This window comes from Mesorhizobium sp. AR02 (genome assembly GCF_024746835.1).
GTDB lineage: Bacteria > Pseudomonadota > Alphaproteobacteria > Rhizobiales > Rhizobiaceae > Mesorhizobium.
The window spans coordinates 2,625,441-2,644,428 of the sequence record NZ_CP080531.1 but is presented as its reverse complement, the minus strand read 5'-3'; the positions used below and the strand labels follow the sequence as shown (position 1 = coordinate 2,644,428).

General features: G+C 62.1%; 15 protein-coding genes and 1 pseudogene. 11 read left to right on the top strand and 5 right to left on the bottom strand.

Annotated elements, in window-relative coordinates:
• The first annotated feature begins 257 nt into the window (after window positions 1-257).
• From DBIPINDM_RS16740 to DBIPINDM_RS16725, 4 genes are all read left to right on the top strand, one after another.
• The gene (locus tag DBIPINDM_RS16740) at window positions 258-2,996 is read left to right on the top strand and encodes an ATP-binding protein (protein WP_258588278.1); all 2,739 of its coding nucleotides are present in this window, start codon (window positions 258-260) and stop codon (window positions 2,994-2,996) included.
• Window positions 2,997-3,272: 276 nt separating this feature from the next.
• A complete protein-coding gene (locus DBIPINDM_RS16735) occupies window positions 3,273-4,910 on the top strand; it encodes a recombinase family protein (RefSeq protein WP_258588277.1) in 1,638 nt (545 codons plus the stop codon).
• A gap of 306 nt (window positions 4,911-5,216) precedes the next feature.
• Entirely contained in the window at window positions 5,217-6,317 is a 1,101-nt protein-coding gene (locus tag DBIPINDM_RS16730; protein ID WP_258588276.1) for a sensor histidine kinase, read from the top strand.
• Between the two features lie 17 nt (window positions 6,318-6,334).
• Window positions 6,335-6,793 carry a response regulator gene (locus tag DBIPINDM_RS16725; RefSeq protein ID WP_258588275.1) on the top strand — a complete coding sequence of 153 codons (459 nt, stop codon included), beginning with the start codon at window positions 6,335-6,337 and terminating at the stop codon, window positions 6,791-6,793.
• A 96-nt stretch (window positions 6,794-6,889) separates the two neighbouring features.
• Here the strand turns inward: DBIPINDM_RS16725 and DBIPINDM_RS16720 are convergent, their stop codons facing one another.
• Complete coding sequence (locus DBIPINDM_RS16720; RefSeq protein ID WP_258588274.1) at window positions 6,890-7,840, bottom strand: NAD(P)-dependent oxidoreductase; 951 nt, start codon at window positions 7,838-7,840, stop codon at window positions 6,890-6,892.
• Window positions 7,841-7,856: 16 nt separating this feature from the next.
• Between DBIPINDM_RS16720 and DBIPINDM_RS16715 the strand changes: the two genes are divergently transcribed.
• Entirely contained in the window at window positions 7,857-8,807 is a 951-nt protein-coding gene (locus tag DBIPINDM_RS16715) for a LysR family transcriptional regulator (RefSeq protein ID WP_258588273.1), read from the top strand.
• Window positions 8,808-8,857: 50 nt separating this feature from the next.
• On the opposite strand, the pseudogene DBIPINDM_RS16710 reads toward DBIPINDM_RS16715, so the two are convergent.
• The 4 genes and pseudogenes from DBIPINDM_RS16710 to DBIPINDM_RS16695 all read right to left on the bottom strand — a co-directional run.
• Window positions 8,858-9,499, bottom strand: a pseudogene (locus tag DBIPINDM_RS16710) (magnesium chelatase domain-containing protein); the annotation flags it as partial.
• A gap of 179 nt (window positions 9,500-9,678) precedes the next feature.
• Window positions 9,679-10,620 carry a glutathione synthase gene (gshB, locus tag DBIPINDM_RS16705; RefSeq protein ID WP_258588272.1) on the bottom strand — a complete coding sequence of 314 codons (942 nt, stop codon included), beginning with the start codon at window positions 10,618-10,620 and terminating at the stop codon, window positions 9,679-9,681.
• Between the two features lie 71 nt (window positions 10,621-10,691).
• Window positions 10,692-11,066: a GtrA family protein gene (locus tag DBIPINDM_RS16700; RefSeq protein ID WP_258588271.1), complete on the bottom strand. Its 375-nt coding sequence runs from the start codon at window positions 11,064-11,066 to the stop codon at window positions 10,692-10,694.
• 3 nt (window positions 11,067-11,069) lie between these two features.
• Window positions 11,070-12,071 (bottom strand): glycosyltransferase, encoded by a 1,002-nt coding sequence (locus tag DBIPINDM_RS16695; protein ID WP_258588270.1) that lies wholly within the window; start codon window positions 12,069-12,071, stop codon window positions 11,070-11,072.
• A gap of 163 nt (window positions 12,072-12,234) precedes the next feature.
• On the opposite strand from DBIPINDM_RS16695, the gene DBIPINDM_RS16690 reads away from it, so the two are divergent.
• The 6 genes from DBIPINDM_RS16690 (at window position 12,235) to DBIPINDM_RS16665 (ending at window position 18,972) form a co-directional block, all read left to right on the top strand.
• Window positions 12,235-14,028 (top strand): GtrA family protein, encoded by a 1,794-nt coding sequence (locus DBIPINDM_RS16690; RefSeq protein WP_258588269.1) that lies wholly within the window; start codon window positions 12,235-12,237, stop codon window positions 14,026-14,028.
• Window positions 14,029-14,239: 211 nt separating this feature from the next.
• A complete protein-coding gene (locus tag DBIPINDM_RS16685; RefSeq protein ID WP_258588268.1) occupies window positions 14,240-15,589 on the top strand; it encodes a putative bifunctional diguanylate cyclase/phosphodiesterase in 1,350 nt (449 codons plus the stop codon).
• Window positions 15,590-15,753: 164 nt separating this feature from the next.
• On the top strand, window positions 15,754-16,521 hold the full coding sequence (locus tag DBIPINDM_RS16680; protein ID WP_027040978.1) for an SDR family NAD(P)-dependent oxidoreductase: 768 nt from the start codon (window positions 15,754-15,756) through the stop codon (window positions 16,519-16,521).
• Window positions 16,518-17,462, top strand: a complete 945-nt coding sequence (locus DBIPINDM_RS16675) for a 2-dehydro-3-deoxygalactonokinase (RefSeq protein WP_258588267.1) — start codon at window positions 16,518-16,520, stop codon at window positions 17,460-17,462. Before DBIPINDM_RS16680 ends, DBIPINDM_RS16675 begins: the two co-directional genes overlap by 4 nt.
• A complete protein-coding gene (locus tag DBIPINDM_RS16670) occupies window positions 17,459-18,100 on the top strand; it encodes a 2-dehydro-3-deoxy-6-phosphogalactonate aldolase (RefSeq protein WP_258588266.1) in 642 nt (213 codons plus the stop codon). The genes DBIPINDM_RS16675 and DBIPINDM_RS16670 overlap by 4 nt, the downstream gene beginning before the upstream one ends.
• Window positions 18,100-18,972, top strand: coding sequence for an SMP-30/gluconolactonase/LRE family protein (locus tag DBIPINDM_RS16665; protein ID WP_258588265.1), 873 nt, complete (start codon window positions 18,100-18,102; stop codon window positions 18,970-18,972). The genes DBIPINDM_RS16670 and DBIPINDM_RS16665 overlap by 1 nt, the downstream gene beginning before the upstream one ends.
• The last annotated feature ends 16 nt before the right edge of the window (window positions 18,973-18,988 follow it).

Genomic DNA, 18,988 nt, shown 5'->3' with positions numbered 1-18,988 from the left:
GGTCATTCCAAATCGACGTTTGGACGACGCCATTTCACGCTTAACGGACCTGCCTCCCCAACGTAATCACGCCTGTAAGTGCGGCTGCACCACACCCAAAGTAGCTCACAGTTGGGTAGGTCTCAGGACACAATTCGTAACCTATCGCGTTCTCGCGGCACACTTTTGACGCCGGAAGGTCGCTTGGATAACACAGTGCTCGACCTAACGACTCATGACCGCACAGAGTCGCCAGCTAGGAGAGGGAGCTAACAGGCGTGGATATTCGTGAGCCTTTGGTGGAACTTCGTTCTACACGCCTCTACCAGCGACTTGTCGAACTCGACGCTGCATACGCCCAGCGCGCCATCACTTTCCTCGAGGCGATCACGCCGATGTTGGCGAGCACGGCCAAGCACTTCCCCTATTACACACGGCACGACGCCCATCACGGCTTTCGCGTGCTGCGCCGGGTCGAGCAGGTTATCGCGCTCGGATGCCTCGATGACACTCAACCACAATCGTTCACCGCTGCCGAAATCTACCTCATCATCCTCGCCGCTTACGCCCACGACTTAGGGATGACGGTGTTCCCCGGCGAGGCCGACCAGTTGCTAAAAGCCCTCGGCCTTACGGAAGGACCTGACTGGGAGACCAATCCTCGGCTCCAATCGTTCCTGCGGCGCGAGCACTCGAAACGCGGTGGGTCATATATCCAAGAGAACGCGGCGCGCCTCCAAGTGCCGATCAATCTCGTGGACGCTCTCGACAAAATCATGCGCGCCCATAACCTCTCGATCGGCGAGCTCGAGGCCACAATTGCGCCGTCCTACGCGGCCGAGGAAAAGCCGATCGACGTTCGCCAGCTTGCCATCATAATGTGCGTAGCAGACGCACTGGAGTTCAGCGAAACGCGGGTAGTTGACGGAGTCCTGGCAGCTATTGCCACGGATCCAAGTTTGGAGGCCCGCATCTCCTATCTCGAGAATATGAAGCACATCTGTGTCGGCGACAGCCTCGCAGTGGACACCGACGGTCGAGTGATCGTATCGGGCACCTTTAGTGAGGAAGAGGTGCTGGCCCTGGCCCATCTCACTTTCGACCAGATGGAGGCTTGGATACGAGGTTATTGCGATCTTGAGCGGCGATTGAGCACGCCGAGGCTTCGCATTCGACCCGAACCCTTCATCCGAAACCTCGCCTTCCCCAACGGCCGATTCGAACGTCTCGGCGTGCGGCTCAACAAGCGCAGCGTCATCGACCTCATCTCCTCAAACGCAATCTGGCGAGAAAGCGGTGGGCTCGCCATCCGTGAACTGCTTCAGAATGCCGTCGAGGCTTGCCGATATCGGAGACACCATTCGAGCCAAGCCGACGTCTATGAGCCCCGGGTCTCCGTGACCTTCGATCGCAAACATCGCGAGATCGTGGTCGTCGACAACGGCTGCGGCATGACCGAGCGCGTCATCCTCAACAACCTTCTCACCGTTGGCAGCAGCCGGTCGGCCGAGCCGGGCTACACCAGCGCCGGGTACGCGCCCATCGCCCGCTTCGGCGTCGGCTTCTGGTCCGTCTTTACTCTTGCGCAGATCGCGCACGTCGAGACGGCTTCCTTCGAACCCTATCGCGGCGACCCCAAAGCGGCGGAGGCAGCCGTTGGAACGGCTTTTGATGTCTCCCTCGACCACCTCAAGGAATACACCGTCTTCCGCCCGATCACACGGCCATGCGGAACCACGGTGCGAATCCAGCTTCGCGAAGACATCATCATCGACGACGTCTTTACCGGCGCCCGAGCACAAATTCTCTGTTCTGAAATCCCGGTGACCTTCCGAACGGATGATGAGGAAATAGCCATTCCCAACGTCGTGCCCGATGTCCCCGATGAGGCTGTGCTTGGCAGTCGCGGCAAGATTATCGACGAGCACGGCATCCGACTCTTCCCTTGGCGCGACAGCAAAGGCAAAACCGACCTCTCGCTTCTCATCGCTTACCGGATAGTCAACGGCAAGCCGACCTTCCTCCTCAATGATCGTCAATCGTTGATGAATGCGTTGCCTGGGCTGCGACATTCGCGCACCAGCATCTGCGGGTTCGGAGCGCCATTGCGCACTACGCACCTTTGTTTCGATTTGGATCGCGTCGGCGCCTACCTCGCTAATCGCACTACCCCGGATGGCATTGCCTTTTCACTCGATCGTCGCCAACTCATCGAGAACTCGACGTCCGCGGAGTTTGCCAAAGATGTCACTAACCTTGTCCACGATGGCTATCGCGCCTTCCTGCAGCACACCAACGGCCAGGACCTCGGAACGATAGCGGAGCTACGGCGTCAGGCCGCGATGCATGGCGGGAATGTCTATGACTCCTTCACGAAGGACGAACTCTTTGAGGCCGTACGTCGCTTCCCAGACCTTGCACCCTTCAAGCTCTACCCACTCCGTGGCGGCGATCCGATTCATGTCAGGGCCGACGAACTCCAAACGCTGACCGGCATAGTCTGCTTCACGCAGCAGCACCTCTATGCCCAAACGCCTAACGGCATGGTCATGCACGAAACCGAAGGCGAGCCAGGTGCCCGTCTCGTGCAAAAAATCATGACCAACGCTGTTGGGATCAGCTTCGTTATGGAGCAAGACCGTTCAGCTTCGTGGCTCTTCGATGCCGATCCCGATAGTACCGTGACCTTCGCACAAGTTAAGCCGTTTGGCCCGCTTGCCATTCAGGTCGTTCAGCTTGAGAGGGTGGATGTATCGCGGCCAGCGCAGGTTTTGGTGGAGGTGCAGGGGCGTTGGACTGGCGCGATATATCTGCGTGACTTCGTCACGCCCAAAAGCAAACCTTATGTTTTCCTGGGCAGGTATCGCGTTCTGATCAAACGCTCGAGCACGCTCGCTGCCCATTTCCAGGGGCTTGTCGAGGCGGGCCGGCACTCGAAGCTTGCCGACCTAGTGGCAGACCTACAGGAAGACGAAGCCGGCTATACCCCAGCCAGCGTGGCCGCATTCCTCACCTGAAATTCGGCTGAGTCGATCGATGTGGCAGGGGCTCATTTGGGCCACGAGCTTTATGCGCCGAGCCACAATCTTAGCGTGAATCCTCCACCGGCTGTCCCACATACATACGGCCTGAATGCGCAGGGGGAGGTTCCCAAGGACGTTCTGCCATATGGCGGTCGCGCTCCGTGAAAATATCGGCTTCGCCGGGGCGGAAGTCTGTCCCTTGACTGTTGCCATGCTTCGGTTACTCCCCGAGGCAGATCTTACGCCGCCGACTCCCGAGGAAAAGTAGCTTTGAAACTGCCAGTCGCACGCACCGGGTCAATTCCGGCTGCGCAATACCTACGCATGTCCACCGAACACCAACGTTATTCCCTCGACAATCAGAGCGCAGGAATTGCGGCCTACGCCAAATCCCGTGGCTATCAGATCGTGGAAACCTACAAGGATGCGGGACGAAGCGCCCTGTCACTGCGGGGACGAGCGGCCCTCAAACAACTGCTCAGCGACGTGATGGGCGGCAAGGCGCCCTATACGGTTGTTCTTGTTCTGGACATCAGCCGTTGGGGGCGATTCCAGGACGTGGATCAGTCAGCCCACTACGAGTTTCTGTGCCGAGAGGCTGGCGTTTCGGTCGCCTATTGTGCCGAGGCCTTTGAAAACGATGGCAGCGCGACGTCCGCGATCGTCAAGCAGATAAAGCGCGTCATGGCGGCAGAATACAGCCGGGAGCTTTCAAGAAAGGTATCGCGCGCGCAACGCCAACAGGCGCGGCTTGGCTTTAGGCAAGGCGGCGATCCTCCTTACGGAACCAGGCGGCAGCTGGTCGACGAGGGCGGCACTCGCCGTATGATACTGGAGCCGGGCGAACGCAAAGCGATCATCACCGATCGGGTCATTCTGACCCATGGGCCGAAGGAGGAGACGGATCTTGTGCGTCGAATCTTCCAAATGTTCGTCGATCAAAAAATGCGCCTTGCCGAGATCGAAAAAGCGCTGGCGTCAGAGGGGCGCACATCCACCCACGGTGGCGATTGGTCACTGGGCACCATCCGTAACCTCCTGAGAAACGAAATCTACATCGGCCGCTACGTCTTCGGCCGGCAGCTCAACAATTTGGGCCGACCTTTCAAGACTCTGCCCGAGACGTGGTCGCGTTCTGAAATGATGGAGCCCATCATTCCTATAAAACTATTTAAAGCTGCGGCGCGTCGGCTGAAAGAGATCACCAGGGTGCGCCTGAGTGACCAAGACCTCCATGAACGTCTTACTCGGCTTTATGTACAGCACGGGCGCCTGACATATTCACTCGTGCATGATTGTCCGTACCTGCCTCTGCCTCAGGCATTGCGGAAACGCTACGGGAGCCTGTACGCGGCTTATCTGTCAGTCGGCTATGAAATGCCGACCCGATGGAAACTAAACGCCGACGGCAAACCCTACACCAACGAGGATCTTCTCAACGAACTGCGTCGCATCTACGCCGAGCATGGGCACCTGACGCCGGCGATCATCAACAAGGATGTCCATTCGCCCACTGCCAGATATTTTATTCGGAGGTTCGGCGGTCTTGCCAACGCGTGTCACTTGGCAGGTTTTGGCGAAGTGAATATGACCAGCCGCCGTGCAGCTTCATTACGAAATCAGCGTGAGCGGCATGACAAGGGTGCCAATAAAGCGTCAATCCGCTTCAACCAAGACGGCAGCCGCATCACGGATGAACAGCTTCTGGATCACCTGCGACGATTGATGGATCAGCACGGCCACCTGTCGATAGATGTCATTGATGCAGATCCTACCATACCGACCAGCCAGTTCTTCCGCCGTCGGCTCGGCGGCCTGAAGGCGGCCTACGCTCAAGTTGGCTATCACTCCGATCAGGGCGCGATCGTAAAGGCGGCGCTGAAGCGTCTAACGTCTAACGATCCCTAAGAGCCCGCCGTTTAATTAGCCACAATGTCAGGTTGTGGTGGCTGCCGGCTCCACGCCCTTCGTGCAGCGGTATAGCAGCCGGCTAGAGGTCCGTTTCTGGCCGACAAAGGACGGGCGGCTTTTAGGAAGCCATGTCTGATACGCTCACATAAACATTGTTTCATTGGCGCAACTTTGCACGCCCTCATCCGTTATGGATTTACGTGAGCGCTTCCAAGGGTGTCGACCAACGCACGTTCTGACGCTCGCGACCCCCCGGCCCCTGGCTTTCGCTCCGCGAGCCTTCCGGTTTTCCGAAGGCTGTTCATGTCTGCCAAAAAACATAGTCCCGAAGACGTAGCGCTCAGCCTGACCTTAGCTATCGTCACGTCCTCGCCAGCACCGCTGTTGCTTCTAGACGGTGAGCTCACCATCATCGCGGCGAGCACGTCTTTTTGCTCGGTTTTCGGCGCAGACGCGGCGCAGCTGACCGGCCAACCGCTTTACACTTTGGATGACGGCAAATGGGATAACCTCCAACTGCGATCCTTGATGACAACGACACTGGCGGGGGACGGTTCGGCTGACGCCCATGATATCAATCTCCAACGGCTGCAGCGGCCAGTTCAGCATCTGATCGTCCAGGCCAGACGGCTGGACTATCTGGATCTGGAGCAAACGCGCATCCTTGTCGCCGTTTCAGATGTCACGCACGCGCGGGCCGATACGACGCTGAAGGAAGAGGCCGCCCGCGAAAATCGCGTCCTGTTGCAGGAGGTTCGCCACCGGGTCGCCAATAGTCTGCAGATCATCGCCAGCGTTTTGCTAGGCAACGCGCGAACCACCACGTCGGAGGAGACGCGCGGCCATCTCGAGAATGCCCATCATCGGGTGATGTCCGTGGCCGCGCTTGAACGGTTGCTGTCCACCTCGAGAGACGGCGACATCGAAGTGCACGCCTATTTCACCCAGCTCTGTGAAAGCATCTCGGCTTCGATGATCGGCGACGTCGATCAGATTTCACTTATTGTCGAAGGTGGAGACGGTGTGGTCGAGGCCAGGGTGTCGGTGAGCCTGGGCCTGATCGTCACGGAACTCGTGATCAACGCGCTCAAGCACGCCTTTCCCGATGGACGACCAGGAAAGATAACCATCGACTATAATTTCCACGGGCCGAACTGGATCCTGTGCGTGCGCGACGACGGCGTCGGCATGCCGCCGACCGTGCCGGTGCGGACCGGCCTGGGTACGAGCATCGTCGCGGCGCTGGCCCGACAGTTGCGTGCTTTGGTCGAGATAACTCCCGAGCACCCGGGAACCCAGGTTTCCATCACGCATACCCAGGTCGCCTTGGTGGGAGGCGAGCCCGAAGCGGCGGGCGAGCCGCGTGCAGCGGTGCGTCCGGCGTCAGTCGCGATCTGCAGCTGACAAACAGAGGAATGATCATGACGGCAGCGCAAAACAGCAATACGACCGAGACCCTGATGATTGTCGAGGACGAAGCGCTTGTAGCAACGGTCCTGCGGGACGAACTGCAGGATGCAGGATATAAGGTCCTCAACCTGACGGACCGTAACGCCGAGGCGCTTGAAGTCGCCAGGGCCGAGAAGCCCAATCTGGCGTTAGTTAACATCCGGCTCGCCGGGCGTGACGATGGCATCAAACTCTCCGAGCATCTGAAAGCTCTCGGGATACCGGTCTTGCTGATCAGCGGCCAGGTCAGCCGGGCTAGCTCGGCAAAGACCGTCGCAATCGCGTCGATGCCCAAACCCTATGACGCCGCCGAGATGGTGCTCGCCGTGGCCCATCTTCTCGCTCGCCTGAACGGCGACGGGTCACTGCCAAGGCCAGCGCAACTGGAGGTGTTTGATGAAGGCGGCTTTGATCTCGCGCCGGCCGCCTAATGCAACTTGCAGCTCTTGGGTCTCATCAGCAACGAGGGCAACGGCTTGATTTGAGGCGCAAAGCGGACGCTTCGGAACGCGATCGCTCGATACCGCTTAATTGGCGCACGAGCGGCCCACCCGGCTCTCTGGATGGACTACATCCCAAGGAGCAACCCAGTCGCCTGCAACCCTCAGAGCCACGTTGGCATCATCCTCAATGACCTTGCAGACCGTCATTTCGCCAGCGCTGGTGCCGTAGCGTTCGCCCGCCAATTTGAAACGATCATGGGTAGCGCGGGTAAGTTCGTTTCGTGTGCCAGTCTCCGCCATCAACTCTTCGATCAGACCGAGGTCCTTCAGGCAGAGCGCGATGGGAAACGAGGGATCGTAATGGCCAGCGAAGATGGATGGAACGTCGTGCTGGAGCACGAAACTATCCGCTGCCCCGCCTTTCATGACCTGCCACCAGATCTCCGGCTCCAGCCCGGCGAGTTTGGCAGTCACCATCGCCTCGCCAATGGCAGCGGCATGGATTTTCCAAAGCTGGTTGTTGACGAGCTTGGCGACGTAACCATTGCCGTAGCGGCCGACGCGCCGAAGTTCACCCATGGCTTCGATCACGGGGCGCACCGCCTCGACATCGCCATCAGTGCCGCCGACGAACATCGGCATGTCGCCCCGGATCGCGGCATCCACAGATCCGGTAACCGGCGCATCGACAGGTCCGCCACCTTTCGCCTGGAATTCGCCCGCCAAGGCACGCATCAGCTTCGGGCTGCTGGTTGTCATGTCGATCCAGTATTTGCCTGCACAGGAGGTCGTCAAAAGCCCGTTTTCGCCTCTGACCACCTGTTGGATTTCTTTCGGGCCAAACACCATTGTCACCACGACATCACTGCGGTCGAGTACCTCGGCCGGGCTCGCAGCCCGACTTGCGCCGACGGCGGCAAGCGCGTCCATCGACTCCGGGCGAATGTCATGGACGACCATGTCAAAACCGGCTCGGCGCACATTCAGCGCCGCATTTCGCCCCATCGTCCCAAGGCCGATAAAACCAACGATCATGATGCAATTGTCTCCCTTGACCACGACAATGCTCACAAGGCGGCTTACGTTTGACAAGCAAATTGTCCTTATCCGCGGGATAAGGCATGCTTATCCTGCAATGGATATCGAAGTTCGCCTGCTTAGAAGTTTCGTCGCCATATACGAACGCGGCTCGTTATCGCGTGCGGCTGAGAAGCTCGCTTGCACACAGGCCGCCATGAGCATGCGGCTGAAGATATTGGAAACCGAGGTTGGTGGGCCGCTGTTCATCAGGCACCACCACCGGATCGAGCCGACATCGAAGGGCAGCGAGCTCTATGCCAAGGCTTTGAGCGTGCTGGCCGCCTATGACGAAATGATATCGACCACACGCAGCCAGAGGCCGCGCACCAAGGTCCGCATCGGCATGCCCGACGACTACGCGTTCAGCTTCCTGTCCCGGGTGATCGCTAATATGCGTGATCGAATGGCCGAGACCGAGTTCGAAATCGTTTGCGATCTCAGTGCGAAACTGGCGGCCGCTTTGCAACGACAGGAGATCGACATAGCGCTGGTGACTTTGGCGGCGAGGCCGACATCCGCTCGACAACAGATCATGACCCGATTGAATTGGGTTCTCAGTGCGGATTTCCAGCCGGAAGCCAATGGCACAATTCCCCTCGCCGTCTATCCGGAGGGCTGCGTCTTCCGCCGCACGATGATCACGGCGCTGGAGGCATCGCAACGCACTTGGCGGGTCGCGGTGCAAAGCAGTAGCCAGGCCGGGATTCTCGCTGCAGTGCAGGCGGGTGTTGCGATCACATCGATGGCGGTAGGGACTGCGCCGACAGGGTTGGTCGAACTGATCGGCAATGCCCACTTGCCGGAGCTTGAAGCGGTTCCCCTTTATCTCCTGAGCCAGGGCGACCAGGCTGGCGCTCTGGTTCGGCGCGTTGAAGACCTCATCCTGGCCGAGTTGGGAAACGCGCCTGCAAATGGCGCTTAGCGGACCTTTTGGGCCGCGATCTCGCCGCGCCGTTTAATTAGCCACAATGTTAAGAGATTGTGGCCGCCGGCCGCCGCCACTTCCAGCGCTCGCTTGGCCGTCTCCTGGCCCTTGATGTCGGCAAGGTCGGGCAGGTCGCGCGCCGCGGCGTGGATGCCGGCCTCCGGCCGCGACAGCACCTGCGTGCCACGGAAATGGTTGGCGATGGCAATCAGGCTGCGCGGCGCCAATATGTCGAAATCCTTGCCGGCCCAGGCCGCTTCCGGCCCACAGGCGAACGGACAGATCAGGCCCTTGCCCTCCGCATTGGCGCCGATCGCCGCCGGCAAGGCGCCGGCGACCGCGGCAATCGTGCCATCGAGCGAGAGTTCGCCCAGCACAACATAGCCGGCCAGCATGTCACCCGGAATGGCGCCAAGGGCGGCCATCAGGCCAAGCGCGATCGGCAAATCGTAATGGCTGCCCTCCTTGGGCAGGTCGGCGGGCGCCAGATTGACCGTGACCTTTTTCGACGGCATCGACAGGCCAGAGGCATGGAGTGCGGCCTGTACCCGCTCGCGGCTTTCGGCCACCGCCTTGTCGGCCAGGCCGACGATATGCATGTTGACCTTGCCGGGCGCGATCATCACCTGCACGTCGACCGGCACGGCCTCGATGCCTTGGAAAGCAACCGTGCGAACCCGCGCCACCATTTTCCCACCCCGGATATGGGCCGCAACCCATGCGATCAGCCAAGAATGGCCCTTGCGGGAGACAATCACAATTCCCCGGTCAAATCAAGAACATTACAAGAACGTTCAATCGCCTGGGTTGCAGCAGGATTGTGCCTGGTTGCAAAAGCGGAACATGGTTAATACGAACTGAAAACGGCTTACTTCCGCTTCCCCTCGACCGCGTCCCAGAACAGGCTGGCAATGTCGGCGCCACCGAAACGTTGCACTTCGCGCACGCCGGTTGGCGAGGTCACGTTGATCTCGGTCATGTAGTCGCCGATGACGTCGATGCCGACGAGGATGAAGCCGCGTTCTTTTAGCGACGGCCCGATGCGGGCGCAGATCTCGCGCTCGCGTGTCGTCAGCTCGGTCTTTTCGGCGCGGCCGCCGACATGCATGTTGGAGCGGGAATCATGCTCGGCCGGCACACGGTTGATGGCGCCGACCGGCTCGCCGTCGATCAGGATGATGCGCTTGTCGCCCTTGCGCACATCCTTCAGATAGCGCTGCACGATATAGGGCTCGCGGGACAGCTGGCCGAACATTTCGAGCAGCGAGGCGAGATTGCGGTCGCCTTCGAGCAGATGGAAGACGCCGGCGCCGCCATTGCCGTAGAGCGGCTTGACGATGATGTCGCCGAACTCCTTGCGGAAGGCGGCAACTTCGAGCGGATCCTTGGTGATCAGCGTGTCCGGCATCAGGTCGGAAAACTCGGTGACAAAAATCTTTTCCGGGCTGTTGCGCACCCAGGCCGGGTCGTTGACGACCAATGTTTTGGGATGGATGCGCTCCAGGATGTGCGTCGTGGTGATGTAGTTCATGTCGAAGGGCGGATCCTGGCGCAGCAGGACGACGTCCATTTCAGACAGGCCGGTGCGCACCTTTTCGCCCAGCGAATAATGGTTGCCCTTCTCGTCGCGCACCTGCATCTCCTCGATGCGGGCAAACACCTTGCCGTCGCGCAGCGACAGCCGGTCGGGCGTGTAGTGGAACAATTGATGGCCGCGCCGCTGCGCTTCCAGCGACAGCGCAAACGACGTGTCACCGGCGATCGACACGGTGGAGATGTGGTCCATCTGGACGGCGATTTTCAGCTTCATGGCAAGTCCCCAGCGCAGTCGACGAGAGCGATATAAGGGTCGGCGCGCCTTCTGCCAATCGGGCCACGCCGTTAACGGTCGAAGACCAGCCGCGAGTAACCCAGGAAGGACAGTGCCATGGCGACCAGCGAGGCAACGGCAAGTGCCGCCAGCGGTGGTGCCGCCGGCAGCGCGAGCAGAATTGCGGAATAGACGAGATAGTTGACGACGCTGGTGGCGATGCCGACGCCGCCATAGCGGGCGCCTTCCTGTGCCATGCCGCGGCGCGAGGGCGAGAAGGTCAGATGCCGGTTGATCTGCCAGGTGACGCAGAGCGCAAAGCCGATCGACAGCACGCGGGCGACGAAAGGTCCGAGCGGCGTGACGGCCAGCAGCAGCCAGAGCGCCGCCGCATCAGTGACAAAACCGATGCCGCCGGCGAAGACAAAGCGGACCAGGCGTTGCATTGTTCAGGCCGCGCGCGGAGTCTTGCCCGGCTGCGGTTTCACCACCACTTCGCCGGCGCGCCGCTCGACGCGCCCGGAAGGCATGGACAGGTAGAAAATACGCTTCTGCTCGGCGCGACCGCGCGAGACCGAATCAAGGATCAGTCCGGTCACCGCCGCCAGCATCGACAAGAGCAGCAGGCCGACCGACAGCACCCAGGTCGGCATGCGCGGCACGAGCCCGGTTTCGGCGAACTCGACCAGCACCGGCGCCATCAGCAACAGGCTCGAGGCCAGGAAGAACAACGAAAAGGCGCCGAAAAAGCGCAGCGGCTGCGTCTCCTTCATCAGCATGGCGAACATCCAGAGAATTTTTGCACCATCGCGGAAGGTCGACAGTTTAGACGACGAGCCCTCCGGACGACGGCCATAGTCGAGGGCGATTTCGCTGACCGGCAATTTGAGCTGCGAGGCGTGCACCGACATTTCGGTCTCGATCTCGAAGCCGCCGGAGACGGCCGGAAAGCTCTTGACGAAGCGCCTGGTGAAGACGCGGTAGCCGGAGAAGATGTCGGTGAAATCGCTGCCGAACAGCCATTTGTAGAGGCTGTTGAAGACGCGGTTGCCGAAAGCATGGCCGGCCCGGCCGGCATCGTCTGTGACGCCGCGCCTGGTGCCCACCACCATGTCGGAGCGTTCGGTCAAAAGCGTGTTGATCAGCTGCGGCGCATCCTCAGGCGCATAGGTGCCGTCGCCATCGGCCATCAGATAGATGTCGGCGTCGATGTCGGCGAACATGCGGCGCACCACATTGCCCTTGCCCTGGCGCGGCTCTCGCACCACGATGGCGCCGGCCGCGCGGGCACGAAGCGCCGTCAGGTCCTTCGAATTGTTGTCATAGACATAGATGGTGGCGGCCGGCAGCGTTTCGCGGAACCGCCGCACCACCTCGGCGATGGTCAGCTCCTCATTGTAGCAAGGCAGCAGCACGGCGATGACAGGCTCTTGGCGGACGTCTTGCGGCATTTTCGTCTCCGAAAGCCTATCGACCACACGGTCGCGCGCCGGAAACCGGCCTCGTTCAGGCGGTTTTACTATTTATTGAAGCCGTTAAGGCTAGGTTTAGAACCGACTTCATGAGTGTCGATTGGCCTGGAAAGGCCCGGCATTCCCGCCAAGGGCGATCGGGATGGGCACAGCAAAGGGAGCTTCCTCAGGGAAGTCCGATATCGCGTTCGCGTTGCTTGCCGCCTTGCTGCTGCTGGCCCTCAATGCCCATGCCGGGTTCCCGCAACTGGCCAATCCGGCCGGCGACAATGACAGCCTGCTGCAACTGGTCGAAGTCCGCGACCTCATGGGAGGCCAGGGCTGGTTCGACCTGCACCAGTACCGGATGGGGCTGGAAGGCGGCTTCGTCATGCACTGGTCGCGGCTGCTCGACGCGCCGCAGGCGCTTGCCATCCTTGCCGTATCGGCCCTGACGGGCAGCACCACCCTGGCCGAACAGATCGTGCAGATACTCTGGCCCACCCTGCAGTTCTTTATCGCGATCTTCTTCATCATCCGTGCCGCGCGCGCTTTTGCCGGCGCGCATGCGGTGCTGCCCGCTGCCGTCGTTGGCGGCGCGGCCCTGTATTACATCGGTATCTTTTCCCCCGGTGCGCTCGATCACCACAATGTCCAGCTGGCGCTGACGCTGGCGAGCCTCGATCTGCTGCTCGAGGCGCCCACAAACCGGCTAGCCGCCTTTGTCGCCGGCATCTGCGCCACGCTGACCCTGGCCATCGGCATGGAAAGCGCGCCCTATGCCGGAGCCCTCGGCGCCGTCGTCGCCCTGCTGTTTCTCGGCAAGGGTGACGGCGAAAGGCCGATCGCCAGGGATTTCGGCCTCGGCGTCGCCTGCGTCTCGGCTGTCGTCTTCGTCACCACCATCCCAATGTCGTCCTGGGGCCGGGCCCAATGCGACACATTCTCGGTCGTGCAGTTTGCTGTCACCGGACTTGCCGGCGCCGGACTGGCTGTCATCACCTCCTTGAGGATCGCCAACGCAACGGCCGCCCGGCGCCTGATGGCGCTTGGCCTGCTTGCCGCCGCTCTCGCTCTCATCGTGGTGCTCCTGTTCCCGCAATGCCTGGCGGCGCCCTATGCCCATCTCGACCCGCGCCTGCAGCAGATGTGGCTCGGCTATATCGAAGAGGCGCAGTCGATCGTCCAGCTCGTCGCCGAGGATCCGGCAAGGGCGGTGGCGCGCTTTGCCACGCCGCTGGTGGCGATCGTCCTGATGGCGCTTCGCTTCAGCCGTGGCGGCTGGCGGCGGCAGGACAGCCTCGTCGGCGCGCTGTTGGTGGTAGCGGTCCTGGTCAGCGCCTGGGAAGTGCGCGGCTCGACCTTCTCCATTGCGTTCGCGGTGATCCCGCTTTCGGCCTGGATCGCCAAATGGCGGCAGCGGGCCGAGGCCAGCCCGTCCAGCGGCTCGGTGCTCAAGATGGCCGCGGCCTGGTTGATCTCGGTCAATGCAATCTGGTCGGGCGCCGCTCAGGCCGCATCGAACGCTTTCGCAACCGGCGCACCTGCCCAGGACGCCAGCATCGATGCACCCTGCAACAGCAAGGCGTCGTTCGCCGCACTTGGCGCGATGGCCCCCACCACGGTGCTTGCCATCTCCAATCTCGGCTCGCCGATCCTCGCCTTCACCGGCCATCGCGTGTTCGCCGGGCCCTACCATCGCAACGTCGCCGGAAACCTGCTCGTGTTCGATGCCTTGCTGGGTTCGGCCGCTGATGCCAAAGCCATCGTCGAAAGCCACCATGTCGGCCTTGTCGCGCTCTGCCGCGGCAACCCGGAAAGCCGGCTGTTCGCGGCCAAGGCGCCGGCCGGCTTCCTGGCCGGGTTGATGCGCGGCAACGTGCCGGACTGGCTGGAACCGGTGGCGGAGACGCGCGGCGCCCCGCTCGAGCTTTATCGCGTCAAGTCAAACGGCTGAAAATCAGCTTGAAAACAAAGGCTTGACGCACGGGTTAGCCGGCTTCTCGAAGGCATCCGGCTTTCTGTTTGGGCAGATCGCCAGTGAAAACTGGAAACCATTCTTCGGGATCATGCGCCGGTCGCGAAAAATCGATTTTCGGGATACGTTTCCTAAAGGGTTTGCTGCCAGTCTCGAAAATAAATTTCGACATCAAAAAACAGGGACACCGATGCAAACTCAGTTTGGCACCGGTCAGGCAAACAGGGAGAGCACGGATCTGGCCTTCACCGATCCGTTGACCGGGCTTGGCAACCATCGCCGCTTCTTCGACAAGGTCGATCGCCTGATCAGCGACCGCGCCGACGATCCCGCGCCTTTTACCGTCGGCATTCTCGACCTCGACGGCTTCAAGCCGATCAACGATCTGTTCGGCCACAAGGCCGGCGACGATATCCTGATCCAGGTCGCCATGCGGCTGCGCGCCTCGATGGACGGCCATTCCACGGTCTGCCGCATCGGCGCCGACGAATTCGCCTTCCTCTATCCGCTGGTGTTCTCCGAGGAGGCGGCGGCGGAAAAATCCCGCATGCTGATCGAAATCCTGTCGGCGCCCTACGATGTCGGCGAACGCACCGCCAGGCTGTCGGCCTCGGTCGGCTGCTCGCTGTTCTATTCCGGCGACGAGACCACCGAGATCCTCATCAACAAGGCCGAAACGGCACTCTACCACGCCAAGCGGTCAGGCCGCGGCCGCGTCGTCGTCTACACCCGCGAAATGGAAGAGGCGGCCAAGCGCGTCACCCGCATCGAGCAGGCGCTGCGCCGCGCCGTTTCGGCCGGTGAGGTCGAGCCGCATTTCCAGCCGATCGTCGATCTCAACACCCGCCGCACCATCGGCTTCGAGACGCTGGCGCGCTGGACCGATCGCGACCTCGGCGCGGTGCCGCCGACCGTCTTCATCCCCATCGCCGAGGAGCGCGGCATCATCGGCCCGCTGTCGCAGCTTGTGCTGCGCAAGGCGACCGAGGCGGCGAGGAGCTGGCCGAAGGACCTGTTCCTGTCCTTCAACCTGTCGCCCTCGCAGCTCGTCGACCAGAACACCGGCCTGCATATATTGGCGATCCTCGACCGCACCGGTTTCGACCCGCGCCGGCTGGAGATCGAAATCACCGAGACCGGCCTGATGAACGACCCGGCCTCGGCCGCGCAAATCGTCGACGATCTGCGCCGCGTCGGCATCCGCGTCTCGCTCGACGATTTCGGCACTGGCCAGTCCTCGCTCGGCCGCTTGCGCGAATTCCATTTCGACAAGCTCAAGATCGACCGCGCCTTCGTCTCCTCCATCCTCGACGACCGTCCGTCCGAACACATCATCCGCGCCATTCTGGCCATGTGCGAAGGGTTGGGCATGGATGTGGTCGCCGAAGGCATCGAGGAGGAAGCGCAGGCCGATCGCCTCGTCCAGTTCGGCTGCGCCGGCGGGCAGGGTTATCTGTTCGGCAAGCCGGTCGACGCCGACGCCACGCTGGGCTATCTCCGCGATTCCTTCCGTGGCGCCTTGCGCGCCAAGGCAATCTGACCGGCGATTTCGAGGTAATCAGCATTCCGCCGATACCGCCGCGCGCTTCCAGTGCGGCGCATTGTCGTTTTGTCTGACATAAGCCGCAAATCCACCTTTTCGCCCTTGCCCGCGCGACTTGCGTGGCTAGGATGCGCGCCGGTTAAGCGCGGAGAGAAAAAGATATGATGCCATCGGCGGATTTTGCCGACCTCAAGGGAGCCTCGGTGCTGATCACCGGCGGCGGCTCCGGGATCGGCGCGGCCCTGACCGAGGGTTTTGTCCGCCAGGGCGCCAATGTCGCCTTCATCGACATCGCCGATGGCCCGAGCACGCTGCTTGCCGACCGCATCGAGAGAGACTTCAGGCGGCGGCCGCTCTACCTCAAGACCGACCTGCGCGACATCGAGGCGTTGCGCGCCTCGGCGGCCAAAGCGGCAGAAGTGCATGGCGACGTCACGGTGCTGATCAACAATGCCGCCTGGGACGAGCGCCACGCCGTCGAGGATGTCACCGTGGAGTTCTGGGACAACAACCAGGCGATTAACCTGCGGCCACATTTCTTCACCGCGCAGGCGGTGGCGCCGGGCATGAAGCGGGCCGGCGGCGGCTCGATCATCAATTTCACCTCGACGTCCTACCTCATCAATCATCCCGACATGCCGGCCTATACCGCCGCCAAGGCCGGCATCCTCGGCCTGACCAAGGGGCTGGCCGGCAAGCTTGGGCCCGACCGCATCCGCGTCAACGCCGTCGCGCCCGGCTGGGTGATCACCGAACGGCAGCAGGAACGCTGGGTGACCGAAGGGGCGCTTGAAGCCCATGTCGCCAAGCAGTGCATCAAGGACGTCATGCGTCCGGACGACATGGTCGGCACGGTGCTGTTCCTGGCCTCGGATGCCTCGCGCATGCTGACCGCGCAAATGCTGATCGTCGACGGAGGCTTCCTGTGAGCGCGGCTCCTGCGGTCGCGGCGCTCGATTGGGGCACAACCCGGCTTCGGGCATGGCTGATCGACGGCAGCGGCAAGGTGCTTGCCGAACGTCGCGGCGATGACGGCCTGATCACCGCGCGCGAAAAAGGGTTTTCGAACGTGCTGGAAGGCCACCTGGCCGCCATGGGCGCGCCGGAAACGCTGCGCGTCATCATCTGCGGCATGGCCGGCTCCCGCCAGGGCTGGATCGAGGCGCCCTATGTGACTGTTCCGGCGCCGATCGGCGCCATCCTCGGCGGTGCCGCCCGCGTGGCTGATCAGAAACGCGACATCCGCATCGTTCCCGGCCTTGCCCAGCGCTTGGCCGACGCGCCTGATGTCATGCGCGGCGAGGAAACACAGCTCGCCGGAGCTGGTTTGCCGGCAAAGGGGCGACATCTCGCCTGCATGCCGGGCACGCATTCGAAATGGGTCGTGGTCGAGGATGGCGCGGTGGCCGGCTTCGGCACATGGCCGACCGGCGAGTTGTTTTCGGTACTGGCCGCGCATTCGATCCTCAAGCATTCGCTGGGCGAGCATCCGGCTGCGGTGGCGGCGGACAATCCGTTCTTCCGGCAATGGTGCGAACGCGCGCTTGGCGAGGGCGGCGACGTCACGTCGAAGCTGTTTGCCATCCGCGCCGCCGGGCTCCTGCAGGATCTGAAGTCGCAGGATGCGGCGGCCTGCCTGTCCGGGCTGTTGATCGGCGGCGAGATCGCCTCGGCGAAGCGCCGCTATGGCGCCGACGACGCGCCGGTCGTGCTGATCGCTTCCGGCGCGCTGGCTTCGCTCTATTCGGCCGCACTCGACCTTGCCGGGCTTGCCTTCCGAGCCGTCGATGCGGATGAAGCGGTGCGCGCCGGGCTCATCGAAGCCGCGCGCGAAAACGGCATGATCGCCAGAACCGGAGCCTTGGCATGACCGAGACCGCAGCCTTTCCAAAACTCAAGCGCGGGCTGGTCGCCATCCTGCGTGGCCTGAAGCCTGCAGAGGCGATTGCCATGGGGCAGGCACTGTTCGATGCCGGCATCGAGGCGATCGAAGTGCCGCTGAATTCACCCGAACCCTTCTCGTCGATCGCCAGGATTGCCGAAGTGCTGCCGAAGTCAGCGCTGGTCGGCGCTGGCACGGTGCTGACGGCGGCCGATGTCGACGGCCTGCACAAGGCCGGCGGGCGGCTCCTGGTCAGCCCCAACATCGATGCCGAAGTGATGGCGCGCGCCATGCACTACGGCATGGTGACCATGCCTGGCGTGTTCACGCCCACCGAGGCCTTCCAGGCGATCCGGCTCGGCGCCTCGGCGCTGAAATTCTTTCCGGCGAGCGCGCTCGGTGCATCAGGCATTTCCGCCATACGGGCGGTACTGCCGGCGCAGACTTTGGTCGGCGCCGTCGGCGGTGTTTCGGAGAAGGATTTTGCCGGCTACAAGGCGGTCGGGGTCACGGTCTTCGGGCTTGGCTCCAGCCTGTTCAAGCCCGGCATGAGCGTCGACGACGTCGCCGCGCGGGCCCGGGAGGCAGTAACAGCCTGGGATGCGGCATTCGGCGGAGACGCATGATGAGTGAGGTTTCGGTTTTTTCCGATCACATCTGCCAGCTCGGCGAAGGGCCGAGCTACGATCCCGCCACCGACACACTGTTCTGGTTCGACATCGTCAACGGCCAGCTTCTGGAAAAGCCGCTCACGGGCGCGCTGAAAATCCATGAGCTTGGCCAGATGGCGAGCGCTATCGCCATCATCGATGACCAGCGCCAGCTGATCGCCACCGAGACCGGCCTCCATGTCCGCGACGTCGCGACCGGCAAGATGACGCTGCATACGCCGATTGAGGCCGACAACCCGGTCACCCGTTCCAACGATTCCCGCGTCCATCCCTGCGGTGCCTTCTGGGTCGGCACGATGGCCAAGGACGAGGCCAAGGGCGCGGGCTCGATCTACTGGTTTTTCAAGGGCAAGCTGCGCACGCTCTACACCGGCATCACCGTGTCGAACTCGATCTGCTTTTCCGAGGACGGGACGATCGCCTATTACACCGACACCGCGACCGGCCTTTTGATGCGTACCGCCTGCGATCCGGCCACGGGCCTACCGGTTGGCGAGCCAAAAGTGTTCGTCGACCATCGCTCTTCGAAGGGCTACGTCGACGGCTCCGTCGTCGACCGCGATGGCGTGCTGTGGAACGCCGTCTGGGGTGGCAAGGCGGTGAAGGCCTATTCGCCCAATGGCACATTGCTGCGCGAAATTCCCATGCCGGTGACGCAGGCGTCCTGTCCGGCCTTTGTCGGCGCCAAGGCCGACCGGCTGGCGGTGACCTCGGCCTGGAAAGGCAAGGACGAGAAACAGCGCCAACTCGATCCGCAGGCGGGCATGACCTTCCTCATCGATAGTCCGGTCAATGGCCGGTTCGAACCGCGCGTGCTGATCGCCTGAGCAGACTGGCCGACCG